The 14,145-nt window shown below is 69.0% G+C and carries 11 protein-coding genes; 4 read left to right on the top strand and 7 right to left on the bottom strand.

Annotated features, from left to right (window positions below; genetic code table 11):
* Nucleotides 1-217 precede the first annotated feature (217 nt).
* Together istA and istB are read left to right on the top strand one after the other, a co-directional pair.
* A complete protein-coding gene (gene istA, locus R2B38_RS50480) occupies nt 218-1,753 on the top strand; it encodes an IS21 family transposase (protein WP_318022930.1) in 1,536 nt (511 codons plus the stop codon).
* Nucleotides 1,753-2,544, top strand: coding sequence for an IS21-like element helper ATPase IstB (gene istB / locus R2B38_RS50475; protein ID WP_318022929.1), 792 nt, complete (start codon nt 1,753-1,755; stop codon nt 2,542-2,544). The genes istA and istB overlap by 1 nt, the downstream gene beginning before the upstream one ends.
* Before the next feature lie 502 nt (nt 2,545-3,046).
* On the opposite strand, the gene R2B38_RS50470 is transcribed toward istB, so the two are convergent.
* The 7 genes from R2B38_RS50470 to R2B38_RS50440 form a co-directional block, all read right to left on the bottom strand.
* On the bottom strand, nt 3,047-3,790 hold the full coding sequence (locus R2B38_RS50470) for a response regulator transcription factor (RefSeq protein ID WP_318022928.1): 744 nt from the start codon (nt 3,788-3,790) through the stop codon (nt 3,047-3,049).
* Between the two features lie 278 nt (nt 3,791-4,068).
* Nucleotides 4,069-4,989: an SGNH/GDSL hydrolase family protein gene (locus tag R2B38_RS50465; RefSeq protein WP_318022927.1), complete on the bottom strand. Its 921-nt coding sequence runs from the start codon at nt 4,987-4,989 to the stop codon at nt 4,069-4,071.
* 130 nt (nt 4,990-5,119) lie between these two features.
* Nucleotides 5,120-5,776 carry a response regulator gene (locus R2B38_RS50460; RefSeq protein ID WP_262057504.1) on the bottom strand — a complete coding sequence of 219 codons (657 nt, stop codon included), beginning with the start codon at nt 5,774-5,776 and terminating at the stop codon, nt 5,120-5,122.
* Nucleotides 5,773-7,077: a histidine kinase gene (locus R2B38_RS50455; protein WP_318022926.1), complete on the bottom strand. Its 1,305-nt coding sequence runs from the start codon at nt 7,075-7,077 to the stop codon at nt 5,773-5,775. Before R2B38_RS50455 ends, R2B38_RS50460 begins: the two co-directional genes overlap by 4 nt.
* Before the next feature lie 156 nt (nt 7,078-7,233).
* Nucleotides 7,234-9,699, bottom strand: a complete 2,466-nt coding sequence (locus R2B38_RS50450; RefSeq protein ID WP_318022925.1) for an MMPL family transporter — start codon at nt 9,697-9,699, stop codon at nt 7,234-7,236.
* A 180-nt stretch (nt 9,700-9,879) separates the two neighbouring features.
* Nucleotides 9,880-10,860 carry an NADPH:quinone reductase gene (locus R2B38_RS50445; protein ID WP_318022924.1) on the bottom strand — a complete coding sequence of 327 codons (981 nt, stop codon included), beginning with the start codon at nt 10,858-10,860 and terminating at the stop codon, nt 9,880-9,882.
* A gap of 20 nt (nt 10,861-10,880) precedes the next feature.
* Entirely contained in the window at nt 10,881-11,411 is a 531-nt protein-coding gene (locus R2B38_RS50440) for a PadR family transcriptional regulator (protein WP_318022923.1), read from the bottom strand.
* A gap of 262 nt (nt 11,412-11,673) precedes the next feature.
* Between R2B38_RS50440 and R2B38_RS50435 the strand changes: the two genes are divergently transcribed.
* Both R2B38_RS50435 and R2B38_RS50430 read left to right on the top strand, forming a co-directional pair.
* Nucleotides 11,674-12,981: an MFS transporter gene (locus tag R2B38_RS50435; protein WP_318022922.1), complete on the top strand. Its 1,308-nt coding sequence runs from the start codon at nt 11,674-11,676 to the stop codon at nt 12,979-12,981.
* An 89-nt stretch (nt 12,982-13,070) separates the two neighbouring features.
* Entirely contained in the window at nt 13,071-14,093 is a 1,023-nt protein-coding gene (locus tag R2B38_RS50430) for an Rv2578c family radical SAM protein (protein ID WP_318022921.1), read from the top strand.
* Nucleotides 14,094-14,145: the final 52 nt, after the last annotated feature.

Below are 14,145 nucleotides of genomic sequence, written 5' to 3'. Positions count from 1 at the left end.
GCCGCCGTTGGCGGTGGATCCGGCGGGTGCCGTAGGTCTTGCCGGAGGCAGCGTGGGGGGTGTCCTTGCATGTCCTCGGCGGCGGCTGACGGCGGCCTTCGTAAGCTCCCCGCTGGCGGCCACTTACAGCGAAATCTATGGCCACGGGCTTCCCCGAGTACGGCCAGATACTGCCCCGCTCCCAAGATCCAGATCTCGCTCGGCGAGGGTCGAGCGGGTGAAGAACAGCAGGGAGATCATGGAGATCCTGGAGGCGTACGACCTCACGGGGAGTTACCGTGCTGCGGCCGAGCTGGCCGGGTGCGACCACCACACGGTGGCCCGGTACGTGAAGATGCGGGCCGCGGGCCAGAATCCGGAACAGCGCCGTCACCGGTCCCGGGCGATCGACGACTATCTGCCGAAAATCGAGGAGCTGGTGGTCCGCTCGCAGGGCAAGATCCGCGCGGACGTGGTCCACAAGAGGATCGTCGCGATGGGCTTCACCGGCGGGGAGCGCACTACCCGCCGCACCGTCGCCGAGGCAAAGACCCAGTTCAGGGCCGGTCGGCGGCGAGTCTATCGCCCATGGGTGACCGAGCCGGGCCTGTGGTTGCAATACGACTTCGGCGACGGGCCGGTCATCGGCGGGCGCAAGACGACGCTGTTCTGCGCCTGGCTGGCCTGGTCCCGGTTCCGGATCGTCATCCCGATCTGGGACAAGACGCTGCCGACGATCACCTCATGCCTGGACGCGACGTTCCGCAGGATCGGCGGGATCCCGGCCTACGTGCTGACGGACAACGAGAAGACGGTCACCACCGACCACATCGCCGGAATCGCGGTCCGCAACCCGGAGATCGTCGAGGTCGCCAGGCACTACGGCACGACCATACGGACGTGTCTGCCGGCGGACCCGGAGACGAAGGGAGGCTCGGAGGCGACGGTGCGGATCGCGAAGGCCGACCTTGTCCCCAAAGACGTGAACCTGCGCGAGCACTACAAGACGTTCGCCGAGTTGGAGGCGGCCTGCCGCACCTTCTGCGACGAGGTCAACTCCCGCACCCACAAGGCGACTCGACGCAAGCCTGTCGAACGGCTCGCGGAAGAACAACAACGGTTGCACCCGCTGCCGCGGCGTCCGTTCACCGCCGCGTTCGGCACCACCCGCAGGGTCAACTGGGAGTCCACGATCTCGATCGAAGGAGTGCGCTACTCGGTCCCGCACGAACTGATCGACGCCCGGGTCTGGGCCCGCTTCCACGGCGACGAACTGATCGTTACCGCCGTCGACGAGTACGGATCGGCCCGTGAGGTCGCCCGCCACCGCCGCGGCCAGCCCGGCACCCCGGTCCTGGAGGACACGCACTATCCGCCGCGCGAGGACAAAGAGGCAGACCGCCGGCCGAAGGCGAAGTCCGCGGACGAGGCCGCATTCCTCGCGCTCGGCCCTGGCGCCGCGTCCTGGCTGGTGGAGGCCGCTGCCGGCGGAGTCAGAAGGATCAAGGCAAAGATGGCCGAGGCCGTCGCCCTGTCAAAGCTCTACTCCACAGCCGAAGTCGACCGCGCTCTGGGCACCGCCGCGGTCACCGCCCGCTTCGCGGACAAGGACCTGCTCTCGATCCTCGACTACCAGGCCGTCCACGACCAGGCCGAGCCGGTCCGCCGCAGCGAGGAACACTCCCTGCAGCCCGGCACCTCCGCCTGGTCCACCTTCGGCACCACCCCGACGACTCCCGACGTCTTTGAGTACGACGAAAGCGATCTCGCCTGATGGCCACCCCTCTTCGCACTGTTCACGGCACCAACGGCGACCCGCTCGCCGAGGCCATCGAGCTGACCAAGCGGCTCAAACTCCCGCACCTGCGACGAGTGCTGGCCGATCTCGTCCCCACCGCGAAGGCCCAACGCTGGGACCCCGCCGAGGTCGTCCGCGTCCTGCTGGCCGAGGAAGCCGCGGGCCGCGACCGCGCCAACCTGCACACCCGCCGCAAGCGGGCCGGGTTCCCCACCGGCAAGACCTTCGGCGACTGGCTGGAGACCAAGTCCTCGATCCCCAGGGCCACCCAGGACGCGCTCAAGACCCTCGAATGGATCGGCCGCCGGGAGAATTTCTGCATCTGCGGACCCTCCGGCACGGGAAAGAGCCACTTCACCGAGGCCCTCGGACAGACCGCGGTCGAGGCCGGCCTGACCGTGGCCTGGTTCACCATCGAGGACCTCGGCGCCCTCGTCCGACGCCACCGCGCGGACGACTCCATTGCCCGAGCCCTCGCAAGGATCATCCGCTCGGACCTGATCATCATCGACGACATCGGGCTCCTGCCCGTCTCACCCGACGCCGCCGAGGGCTTCTACCGCCTGGTCGATGCCGCATATGAACGGCGCTCGATCGCGGTCTCCAGCAACCTCCACCCCTCTGGATTCGACGAGATCATGCCCAAAACCCTCGCAACCGCGACGGTCGACAGACTCATGCACCACGCTCACATCGTCGTCACCCAAGGTGACAGCTACCGGCTCACCGAGGCCACATCCGGACAAGGGGTGAAGCCCTTCAGCTGATCCACACCAACCGAAGGCGGGGAGATTATCTGGCCGCGAGTGGGGCGATCACGCCTTCCACCAGCGGGGATGTCTCAAGGCCGCCAGCGGGGACGATCAAGAGGCCATTGACAGGCGGCTGCCTTCCCGGCTCGAGTTCTCGTCCTCCGGGCGCCTGTGTCATCGCCACCACGTGCCACCTGCCTGGCCAAGATCGTGTCCGACATAGGCAGGTGCGTGTCGGCCTGCGACCGTGGTTTGGACAGGGAACGGTGGAGCCCACTGGGGCGGACTTGGCAGTAGCTGGTCTAGGTCCCACGGCGGCCGACAAGGCCACTTGCCCTCGTCGTGGTCGGCGACGGCAGGTCGGCCGTGTGTGACGCGAGCCGTAGCCCATGAGGAGGTCGCCGACTTGCCCCTTGCCGGAGCGTGTCGCGGGAGAGCGGTTGCACCACGACGTGACGCGGGCCTTCGGGCTTGGGTGAACCGGACTGCTACCGTCCTGCAGGGCGGACCGGATCCCTCATTCCGACCGATCCGAGAAGTCCGTGTCGGTCGAGTGGGGCCGCTGCCTTGGCGGCCTGACGAGACCGGTTTCGTAAGCGAACACGACGGCCTGGACGCGGGCGCGGGCGCCGATCTTGGTGAGGATGCTGCTGATGTGGCTCTTGACCGTGGTCGGGGCTATGGAGAGCCGCTCGGCGATCTCCCTGCTGCTCCAGCCGGAGGCGAGAGCGGCGAGCACCTCGCATTCGCGCTCGCTGAGATGGGACAGCCGATGTCTGCGTTCGGTGAGGTCGGCCCGGCTCTGCTCACGGACCGCCTCGACGAGTGCACGGGTGAGGTGCGGAGACAGGACGGCACCCCCGAGCGCGATGACGTGGAGAGCCGCTGTCAATTCGTGAGGGAGGGCGTCCTTGAGGAGAACCCCGTCGGCACCGGCGCGCAGGGCGGCGCAGGCGGACTCGTCGGCGTCGAAGGGGCTGAGTATCAGCACCCGCGGGTGGAGGCTGCCTGAACCGTCGGCGTCAGGCGCCATCGAATCCTCGTCGGGCCGGGTGATGCGATGGATCGCCTGAATGTGCTTCTCGTCCGGCCGACCCATGTCCATGAGGACGACGTCGGGCCGGAGTGTGTCGGCGAGTCGGACTGCCTCGGCGTAGGCGGTCGCCTCGCCCGCGATCGTGAGGTCGGACTGTGCTTCCAGGAACATCCGCAGGCCGAGGCGTTGCAGAGCCTGGTCGTTGACGATGAGAACGGTGGTCATGCGGGTGCTCTCCCGGCGGACCGGGCCCTGGAGGCGTTCGGCCGGCGATGGTTGGGGCGGTGATGGTGTGTGGGGGTGCGGACCCGGCCACGGATCCCGGGATTTTTCGGATCGTGGCCGGGTCCTTCACCCGCATCGGGCGCCTGTCCCCACGGACGGCCGATGCGGACCGGACGCGCGCTCCGCTTGAATACGCGCGACCGGAGTCGCGGGGCGCAGGAGGAAGAGGGCCGAGGCGGCCTGCCTGAAGCCTCGCTGCTCTCGGACTGTTGCTGTCCTCAGCTCTTGACGGTGCTCAGGACTGCGCTGGCCATGCCTTGTTCGCCCCGTTCGTTGGGGTGGACCATGGCGGCGGGACTGCTGGGCTTGAGGGGTTCGATCCATCGGGTGGCCGCGGGCGAGCATGCGTCGTGGCCGGCGGACGGGGTGAAGGTGTCGACGTACGTGGCTCCCGCGGCTCGCGCGCGTTCGCCGAGCATGGTGTTGAGTTGCTGCTGTTTCTGGCGCAGGAACGTGACGTCGCCGGGCGCGATGGGCAGGCCGCGACCGCAGCGTGTGCCCTTGGCGGGCAGGATCGACGGGTAGCCGACGACGTAGACCCGGGCCTCGGGCGCACGGCGTTGGATCTCGTTGAGTGCCTGGGCGAGGTGGTCACCCGCGGTGCGTATTTTCTGGGCCACCTTGTCGGTGCCGCCGGAGGTGTACTTCTCCTCGCAGGGTGCCTTGTCGGTGATGTCAGTGATGCGCTCGGCCAGTTTGAAGAGCGTTCCCGTGCCGACGCACTTGGTGATCATTGAGCTGAAGCCGATGTCGTTGCCGCCGATGCCGAGCGTGACCAGCCGTGTGTCGGTGGTCAGCGCGGAGAGCTGTGCGGGGTTGGTGCCGTTGCTGGTGGACTGGGGGGTGGTGAGGTCGGAGATGGTGGCGCCACTGCAGCTGACGTCGCGGAAGTCGGCCGTCTTGAGGCCGAGTCCCTTGGCGACCAGGGCCGGGTAGTTGCGGCCGGAGCGGTCGCAGCCGGCCGGAGTGCTGGTCTGAGGAGGGATCTTGGGGCCCGAGGTGTAGGAGTCGCCGAGTGCGACGTACGGCCCCTTGGCCACCTCGCTTTTGATGCTCTTTGTGTTCTTGTCGCTGCTGTCGGAGTTCTGTCCGATGCTGACGGCGGTGATCAGTACCCCGCAGGCAAGGGTCACGCCCATGCCGGTTCGTGCCAACGGTCCCATTGCTGTGTCCTGTTCTTCGTTGCGGATGCTGGGCTGCGGGGACGTGTCGGTACACATGGAGCGGTGTCGGTGTGGCCCTTGGGGGTCGGGCGAGCGGGGCGGGGCTTTACGACGGGCGGACGAGTCCGGTGTCGTAGGCGAAGATGACGGCCTGTACGCGGTCGCGGGCGTCGATCTTGGTGAGGATGCGGCCGATGTGGGACTTGACCGTGGATTCGGCGAGGTGGAGACGCTCGGCGATCTCCTGGTTGGTCCAGCCGGTGGCCATGGCGGTGAGGACCTCGCACTCGCGTTGGGTCAGGTCGGCGAGTCGGCGCTGCTGCTGCGGACTGTGCCCGGGGAGGCGGTCGCTGAAGGCGTCGATCAGTTTGCGGGTGAGGCCCGGGGAGATGACGGCGTCGCCGGCGGCCACGGCCCGGACCCCGGCGACGAGTTCGTCGGGCTGGGCGTCCTTGAGCAGGAAGCCGCTGGCTCCGGCACGCAGGGCGTCGTAGGCGTATTCGTCGAGGTCGAAGGTCGTCAGCACCAGGATGCGCGAACGGCCGCCGGACTCCACGATGCGGCGGGTGGCCTCGATGCCGTCCATGCCGGGCATCCGGACGTCCATGAGGACGACGTCGGGCCGGAGTTCGGCGGTCATACGAACCGCTTCACCACCGTTGGTGGCCTCACCGACGACGTTCATGTCGGACTGGGCCTCCAGGAGCATGTTGAAGCCCATCCGTTGCAGGGCCTGGTCGTCGACGATGAGGACGGTGGTCATGAGGGGTGCTTCTCCGGGGAGTTGGGCTGCGGGCTGGGGACGAGGAGGGCGCGGACGGACCAGCCGCCGCGAGCGTTGCGGCCTGCGGTGACGGTGCCCTGGTAGAGGGCGGCGCGTTCGCGCATGCCGACCAGGCCACGGCCACCGCCCGCGCGGGGACGGTTCGCCGAGGGTGTGCGGGCCGGGCCGGTGTCCTCGACGGTGACGCGCACGGCGTCCGGGTCGGCGGTGAGGGACACGTGGACCGAGGTGTCGAGGGCGGCGTACTTGACGGTGTTGGTCAGGGCCTCCTGGATGATGCGGTAGACGGAGAGCTGGATCCCGGGAGGCAGGTCGGTGAGGTTGCCGTGGGAGTCCAGGGTGACGGTGGGACCGGCGGCGCGGACGCGGTCCAGCAGTGAGTCGAGGTCGGTCAGGCCGGGCTGCGGGGCGAGCGGCATGCCGTCCGTCCGGTCGTCCTCCTCGCCGATGACGGAGAGCAGACGGCGCAGTTCGGCCAGTGCGTCACGGCCGCTAGTGCTGATGATGCGGAGAGTCTGGGCCCCGCGTTCCGGCTTCTTCTCGGTGAGGGCGGCGGCGCCGTCGGCGAGACCGACGATGACGGCGAGGGTGTGGCCGAGGATGTCGTGCATCTCCCGGGAGACCCGGGCACGTTCCTGCGCTATGGCCAGGCGGGCCTGCTGGTCGCGTTCCTTCCTCAGGGCGTCGATGTAAGCACTGGCCAGACGGCTGAGCAGACCCAGCGCGGCGAACGCCGCCATGGCAGTCATAGCCATCAGGGTCACGACCTCGGGGCGGGTGGCGTGTTCCAGCTGCCCGCCCTTCCAGAAGACGGTGGCCCACGCTCCGAGTTGCACGGTGGTGATGCCGACGGCGAGGGCGAGCTGGCGGGGGGTGCTGTAGCGGCCGACGTTGAACAGGGCCACGACCCGTGCGGACTCGGCCCCGGTCAGTACTCCCAGGGGGAGGGCGACCACGGAGGCGGCGGTGGTCAGGGCGAAGACCAGCATGGGCCGGCGTTCCCGCCACAGGAGGGGGATGGTGAAGGCGGCGATGAGCGCCAGCTGCGCCGGGACGTCGCCGGTGTTGTAGGGGTTGAGGTAGGAGTTGATCCCGAGCGCGGCGCAGAAGGCCGGTACCCCCCAGTGCCGGACCTTGGGGTGCGCCCGGTCGGCGCGGCGCAGGGCGGCCAGCCGGAAGATGACCGAGGCGATCACGCGCTGTTCGGAATCGCTGGTCAGGGTCTCCAGGACCCGGCGGTCGTCCGGGCCCGGGGCCGCGGGGGCGCTCGGTGTGGTCACGGGGGTCCTTCACGGGTCGGGAGGCCGCCCGCCGGTCCCGGGGGGATTGGACCGGCGGGCGGGGCTGGTGGATCGGCCGGTGGGAGGTGGCCGATCCGGTCGGTGGTCGAACAACGGCCGGCAGTGGTCGCTGTTGCGACGCGTCTCCGTCAGCTCTTAGCTCTTACGGAACAGTTTGTTCCGCAGCCCCCTCGTCGGCGTTGCTTTCGGCTCGGCCGTGTCGGCCGACGGGGCTGCGTCGCCTTCGTTCGCGCGGCGCTGTCCGAGGCCGGGCAGTCCCGGGATCCTTCCACGGCGGTGCCGGGGAAGCGGCGATGAGAGGCTCGTCGTGTCCAAGGCGTCGGAGCCGGAGGCGCTGGTGAAGACCGACGGGGCGGTGTGGTTGTCCGAGCCTTGGCGGCCCCCTGCGGGCACGCCGGCGAATACGGGCTCGGGTGCGGTGCTGGTCTCCTCGGCGGCCAGGGCCTTGCGCAGCTTCTCACCCTCGACGTCTACGTTGGGCATGACCCGGTCCAGCCACTTGGGCAGGGCCCAGGCGCGGCGCCCGAGCAGGGTCATGACCGCCGGGACGATGGTCATGCGGACCACGAAGGCGTCGAAGAAGACGGCGGAGCCGAGGCCGAGCCCGATGGACTTGATGAGTGCCACGTCGTCGAGGAGGAAGCCGGAGAACACCGAGATCATGATGATCGCCGCCGCGGTGACCACGCGGGCACTGTGCTTGAAGCCCTGAACGATGGCCTGTGTGGGTTCGGCGCCGTGGACGTACTCCTCCCGCATCCGGGTGACGAGGAAGACCTCGTAGTCCATGGCGAGTCCGAAGACCACGCCGATCAGCAGGATGGGCAGGACGCTCACGATGGGCGCGGTCTCCTGGATACCGAACAGGCCCTTCAGCCAGCCCCACTGGAAGACGGCGACCACGACACCGAGCGTGGCACCCACGCTGAGGAGGAAGCCGAAGGCTGCCTTGAGCGGGACCAGGATCGAGCGGAAGACCAGCAGGAGCAGGACCAGCGCCAGGCCGACCACGATCGCCAGGTAGGGGATGAGGGCCTGGGCGAGCTTGGTGGAGACGTCGATGTTGACGGCGGTGGTGCCGGTCACCATCAGGTCGGCACCCGTGTCCTTGTGCAAGGTGCTGCTCTGGGCGCGGATGTCCTTGACCAGGTCCTTGGTGGCCTGACTGCTTGGCGCACTCTTCGGGATGGCCCCGATCAGGGCCACGTCGCCGGCTTCGTTGAACGCGGCGTCGCGCACCGTGGCGACGTCGGGCAGCTTCTTGATACGTGCGACCGCGTCCGCGGCGGCGGCCTTCGGGTCCTTGCTGTCACGGGCGTCGACCACCACGGTCAGGGGACCGTTGAAGCCGGGACCGAAGCCCTTGCTGAGGGTGTCGTAGGCGACGCGCTGGGTGCTGTCGGGGGACTTCATGGAGTCGTCGGGCAGGGCCAGGCGCAGGGACATGGCAGGGATGGTCAGCAGGCCCAGGCCGATCACCGCGACGGCGAGGACCTTGACCGGGTTGCGGGTGACGAACTTGGCCCAGCGCACGCCCATGGCCTCGCCCTCGCCGCGTTCCTCCAGGGCGTGCATGCGGCGGCTGAGAAGCTTGCCCTTCATGATCCGCGTCCCAGCGAAGCCCAGCATCGCGGGCAGCAGGGTCAGCGCGATGAGCACCGCGACAGCGACCGCGAAGGCGGAGGCCAGACCCATCGAGCTGAGCATCTTGATGCCGATGATGCTCAGACCCGCCAAGGCGATGATCACGGTGAGGCCGGCGAAGACGACGGCGGATCCGGCGGTGCCCAGGGCCCGCCCGGCGGCTTCTTCCGGATCATGGCCGTCGCGGATCTCGTTGCGGTAGCGGGAGACGATGAACAGGGCGTAGTCGATGGCGACTGCCAAGCCCAGCATCAGTGCCAGTGTCGAGGCGGCCGAGGCCATGTCCACGAACGAGGTGGCGATGGTGATGCACATGACGGCCACGCCCACGCCGAGGATGGCGGTCAGCAGCGGGAGTCCAGCCGCGATCAGCGAGCCGAAGGTGATCACCAGGACGACTGCGGCGACCGCGAGACCGATCAGTTCGGCAGCCTTGCTGGCCGCCTTGTCCTCGACCGCGTCACCACCCATGCTGACCGTCAGCCCGGCCTTCTCACCCTCCGCAGCGACCTTGTTCAAGGCCTCGTGCGCGGCGCTGCTGACGTCGGACTTGGCGACCTTGTAGGACACCTGCGTGTAGGCGATGTCGCCCGACTTGCTGACCAGACCACTGGTGAACGGGTCGGAGACGCTCGCCACCTGCGGCGACGCCTTCAACTCGGTCACCAGCGAGGTGATTTCCGCCTTGTTGGCGGCGGAGGTGAGCTTCTGGCCGGAAGGGGCCTCGAAGACGACCCGGGCGGTAGCGCCGGAGGCGGAGGCCTGCGGGAACTCCTTCTGCAGCAGGTCGATGGCCTTCTGGGACTGCGTGCCGGGCAGCGTGAAGCTGTCCGACGTGGAGCCGGTGGAACTCATGGCGCCGATGCCTACGGCGGCCAGGACGGCGATCCACATCATCAAGAAGAGGCGTCGTCGCCGGAAGGCGAGCCGTCCCAGTCGATAGAGGAAGGTGGCCACGGGGTACTCCCACCAGGAGAAGAGGTCATTACGTGAGCAGGGCCTGATCGACCCTTGATCTCAAACTAGGTGCGGTTTCCCGCGCTCCCTGCCCCCTGTGGAACCGAATCGACAGGCCGCGATTAGTACCGCAGGACTAATGCCCCTCCCCTGAAGACGAGGTCACCGGCCGTGCTTCGGTCAGCCGGGAACGGTGACCACCACCCTGCCCCGCCCGCCCGCGTCGATCCGTTCGTGGGCCTTGGCGATGTCCTCCAGCGGGTAGCGGTCCGCGACTGCGACCGTGAGGGCGCCGGCTGCGGCGGCTGCGGTGAGATCGCGTGCGGCCTGTCGCTTCGCCACGGCGGGGAAGTCGTCACTGCCGAGCAGCCGCAGGGTGACGTTGTTGAACAGCAGGGGCCAGAGGGGGAGTTCGGTACGGTCGGCGTGGGTGCCGTAGGCGGCGATGACGGCGTCGAGCGCGGTAACGGCATTGTCGAGGTCGGCGTTGGCCGACAAGGACACCTCGACGACGCGGTGGACGCCGTCCGGCGCGTACGAGCGGATCGCTGCCGCCGGGTCGGCCGAGTCCAGGGCGACGGCGTGGGAGACGGCGGTCGCGTCGACGAGGGCGAGGTCGTCGCCGCGGCGTACGGTGCCGATGACGGTGGCGCCGCCCCAGCGGGCGAGCTGCGCGGCCAGGGAGCCGACGCCGCCGAGCACACCGTGGACGAGGACGATACTGCCGTCGACCGGGCCGTCCGCGAACACGGCGCGGTGAGCGGTGATGCCCGGGATGCCCAGACTCGCGCCCAGCTCGTCGGTGAGATGGCCGGGAAGCCGCACGGACTGCTGATCGGGTACGACGGTGTACTGGGCGGCGGTGCCGAAGGGCCGGTAGGACTGTGCGCCGTACACCCACACCCGCTCTCCGACGCGGTGGGCGCCGATGCCCTCGCCCACTTCGTCGATCACGCCAGCGGCGTCGCTGTGCGGGACGACCCTCGGATACGGCATCGAGGAGCCCAGCCAGCCACGCCGCTTCTTGGTGTCGCCGGGATTGACGCCCGAGACGGTTACACGGACCCGCACTTCACCGGGGCCGGGGTGGGGGTCGGGCAGTTCACCGACGCGCAACACGTCGGCGGCGGAGCCCTGCTGGTCGTACCAGGACGCGAGCATGGAGGTACCTCCGGGGTCTTTCAGGGGTTCTCGGGCGGTTGTTCGCCCAGGACCTCGCGGAGCCAGGCGCGTTCGGCGCGGCTGGTCGCGCGGGCGGTGAGAAGCAGGCCACGCCGGTAGGGGTCGGCGACCTCCTCGGCGCGCAGGGGCCGGTCACCGTCGTAGAAGAAGCTCACCGGCTCCTCCAGGAACGCCAGGCGGCGGCGCAGTACCGCGTGCTGTTCGGCGGTGTCAGGGAGGTGCGAGAGGAAGGACAGCACCGTGTAGAAGCGGGTGAAGTCGGTGATCTCGTGGTCGGCCGGCTTGCGCAGGCGCTCCAGCATTTCGGCGCGGCCGGCCGCGGTCAGGCTGAGCATGTAGCGGCCTGCACCCGCGCGCGGATCGGCCCGCCGTTCCAGGAGGCCCGCCTTCGCGAGGCGGTTGATGGCCGGGTAGAGGGTGCCGTCACTGACCGGCCGGGTGTAGCCGGTCAGGTCCGAAACACGTCGGCGCAGCTCATGGCCCGGTAGGGGGCCCTCGGCCAGGAAGCCCAATATCGCGAGTTCCAGCATGGGCCCATCTTCTCACATGCATCATCGAATCGATATTCACATCGAATCGATGTTACGGTCGTTGGCGGCTCGCCTCACCGTCGAGGCCCGCACGTCCGCAGCTCAGCTAGCCCCCGCAGGCGCGCCCCGTCGGGGACGTCGCCGATCTCCCCGAGAGCTCCGAACCATGGATCTTCATTCCTCCTCTGCCTCCATTCCGCCGGTGACCCCGCCCGCTCTGTCGCGCGAGGCGGGCCGCGCAGCCGGGTTGCCGCGTTCTTCCATGGCGGTCGCGGCGTTCTCGACGGTGGTCGAGTGGTACGACTTCACGCTGTACCTGTTCATGACCACCGTGCTGTCCAGGGTGTTCTTCGGCTCGGGAGCCTCGTCCGTCCTCACCGCACTGGCGGTCTTCGCCATCGCCTACGTGATGCGCCCGTTCGGCGCGCTGGTCTTCGGTCACGTCGGAGACCGGCTTGGGCGGCGCAGGGTCCTGCTGGCCTCGATGTCCGTCATGACGGTGGCCATGCTGGTCACGGCCCTGCTGCCCACGCGCGAGCAGATCGGCTCCACGGCGGGCGTCCTGCTGTTGCTGCTGCGCTGCGTCATGGGCTTCTCGGTGGGCGGCGAGTACACCGGCGTCATGACCTACCTCGTCGAAGGCGCCCCTCCCCGGCGGCGCGGTCTCGTCGCGTCCCTGGCCTCCGCCGCCAGCGAGGTCGGCGCGCTGCTCGCCGTCGGCGCAGCCGCCCTGACCACCGCGCTGACCAGCGGCCCGGCGCTGGACTCTTGGGGCTGGCGCATCCCGTTCTTCTTCGGCGCCCTGCTCGCGGCGGGCACCCTGATAGCTCGCTCCACCATGCAGGAGTCCCCGGCGTTCGAGCAGCTCCAGCAGGCGCACGGCGCCGACCGCGGCCCGCTCAGGCAGACCTTGCGAACCCAACGCCCGGCGCTGTACCGGACGTTCACGATCTCCGCGCTGGGGTCCATCACCTACTACGTGGGTATCACCTACGTCCCCACGTACCTCACGTCCGTGGGCGGCTTCGCGGAGAGTGACGCACTGTGGCTGGCGACACTGGCCTCCGCCGCAGTCATCGTCGTCACGCCCTTCGCCGGTGTGATGGCCGACCGCCTCGGGCGGCGGCCCACTCTCGTGGTCTTCGGTGTTCTGTCGCTGGTCCTGCCGGTGGCCATGTTCGCGTTCATGACCGGCGGACATGCCGTGCTCGCCCTCGTGGGAGCCGTGGTCCTGGCCCTCGTGGCGGGCGGTGTCAGCGCCGTGGGTGCCTCCTCCGCTCCGGAGCAGTTCCCGGTCGCCGGCCGACTCAGCGGGCTCGCGGTGGCAACGGTCGCTACGACGATCTTCGGCGGCCTGACGCCGTACGCCTCCCAGGCTCTGATCGACGGCACCGGATGGCGTCTCGTCCCCGGGATCATGGTCGCCGGCGTCGCTCTCCTGGCCCTGCCCGTTCTCTGGCGCCTGCCGGAGACAGCACCTTCGCGGCTTGTTCCTGCCCGTCGACCGGCACAGGACATGACCAGCCGCGAGCCCTCCGGGAAGATGCCCCGGCCCCGCGACGGAGGGTGAGCGCGGTGGATCGCCACAGCTCCAGCCTTGGGTGGGACGGCCCCGACCCGAACATCGAACTCGCGCAGTGGACTTGGTAGGGAGACATCGTGCGCTGGGATGAACTCACCGAATCCGCTGGCGGCGCCGGACTCTTCGGCATACAGGTCGTCCGCACCCGAACCTTCGACACCCCGGAGTTCCGAGGCATCACCTTCCACGAAGTGCACGCGAAGTCGATCGTGAACCGGGTGCCGAAAGGTTCCGGGATGCCCTTCGACTGGACCGTGAACCCCTACCGCGGTTGCTCGCACGCCTGCACCTACTGCTTTGCCCGTGGCAGTCACCGCTACCTGAATCTGGACGCGGGCGCCGGCTTCGACTCGCAGATCGTGGTGAAGACCAACGCTCCGAAGCTGCTGCGCGGCTGTCTGGGTTCGAGCCGTTGGCACGGAGAGCACATCGCACTGGGCGCCAACGTCGACTGCTACCAGCGAGCCGAGGGCCGCTACCGTCTGATGCCGGGCATCCTGGCGGCCCTCCGGGACCACAGCAATCCCTTCTCCGTCATGACCAAAGGCACCCTGGTTCTACGCGACTTGGAGTTGCTGCGGCAGGCGTCCCAGGTCACCCGGGTTCATGTCGCGGTGTCCGTCGGGTTCACCGACGACCACCTGTGGCGCACGGCCGAACCGGGCACCCCGCCGCCGTCGGCCCGCCTTGACGCGATCCACACCTTGGCCGACGCCGGGATCGAGGTCGGCGTGCTGATGATGCCGATCGTTCCCTTCCTCGGCGACTCTTCGGGGCAGTTGCGCCGAACGGTACGCGCGATCGCGGCCAGCGGTGCCGCGTGGCTGACGCCTGCGGTGTTGTATCTGCAGCCGGGAGCCCGCGAGTGGTTCATGGAGTGCCTTCGCCGGGACCACCCGTCCTGGGCGCCTCGGTTCGAGCAGTTGTACGCCGCCGGGCCGTACACGCCGAGGTGGTACCAGAAGCGGATCGTCCGTCAGGTGACGCAACTGGCCGAAGAGTTCGGCATCCGTGTCCGTATGGAGGACGACCCGTGGCGAGTCACGCCCCCGGAGGGTCAGGGAGACACAGGCGGACCCGTACAACTCACTCTGCTCTGAGCGACTGCCGGGGAACCTTCGCCGCAGGCGCGGTTCTCGCCAGGGGCGTGGA

Source organism: Streptomyces sp. N50 (assembly GCF_033335955.1).
Lineage (GTDB): Bacteria > Actinomycetota > Actinomycetes > Streptomycetales > Streptomycetaceae > Streptomyces.
Note: the sequence above shows the minus strand (reverse complement) of the source record. Positions and strands in the feature narration are given on the sequence as shown.

Bases quoted from the DNA above. Each gene is read 5' to 3' on its own strand.
- istB (WP_318022929.1), top strand. From the start codon at position 1,753: ATGGCCACCCCTCTTCGCACTGTTCACGGCACCAACGGCGACCCGCTC.
- R2B38_RS50470 (WP_318022928.1), bottom strand. From the start codon at position 3,790: ATGACCACCGTTCTCATCGTCAACGACCAGGCTCTGCAACGCCTCGGC.
- R2B38_RS50465 (WP_318022927.1), bottom strand. From the start codon at position 4,989: ATGGGCGTGACCCTTGCCTGCGGGGTACTGATCACCGCCGTCAGCATC.
- R2B38_RS50460 (WP_262057504.1), bottom strand. From the start codon at position 5,776: ATGACCACCGTCCTCATCGTCGACGACCAGGCCCTGCAACGGATGGGC.
- R2B38_RS50445 (WP_318022924.1), bottom strand. From the start codon at position 10,860: ATGCTCGCGTCCTGGTACGACCAGCAGGGCTCCGCCGCCGACGTGTTG.
- R2B38_RS50440 (WP_318022923.1), bottom strand. From the start codon at position 11,411: ATGCTGGAACTCGCGATATTGGGCTTCCTGGCCGAGGGCCCCCTACCG.
- R2B38_RS50435 (WP_318022922.1), top strand. From the start codon at position 11,674: ATGGCGGTCGCGGCGTTCTCGACGGTGGTCGAGTGGTACGACTTCACG.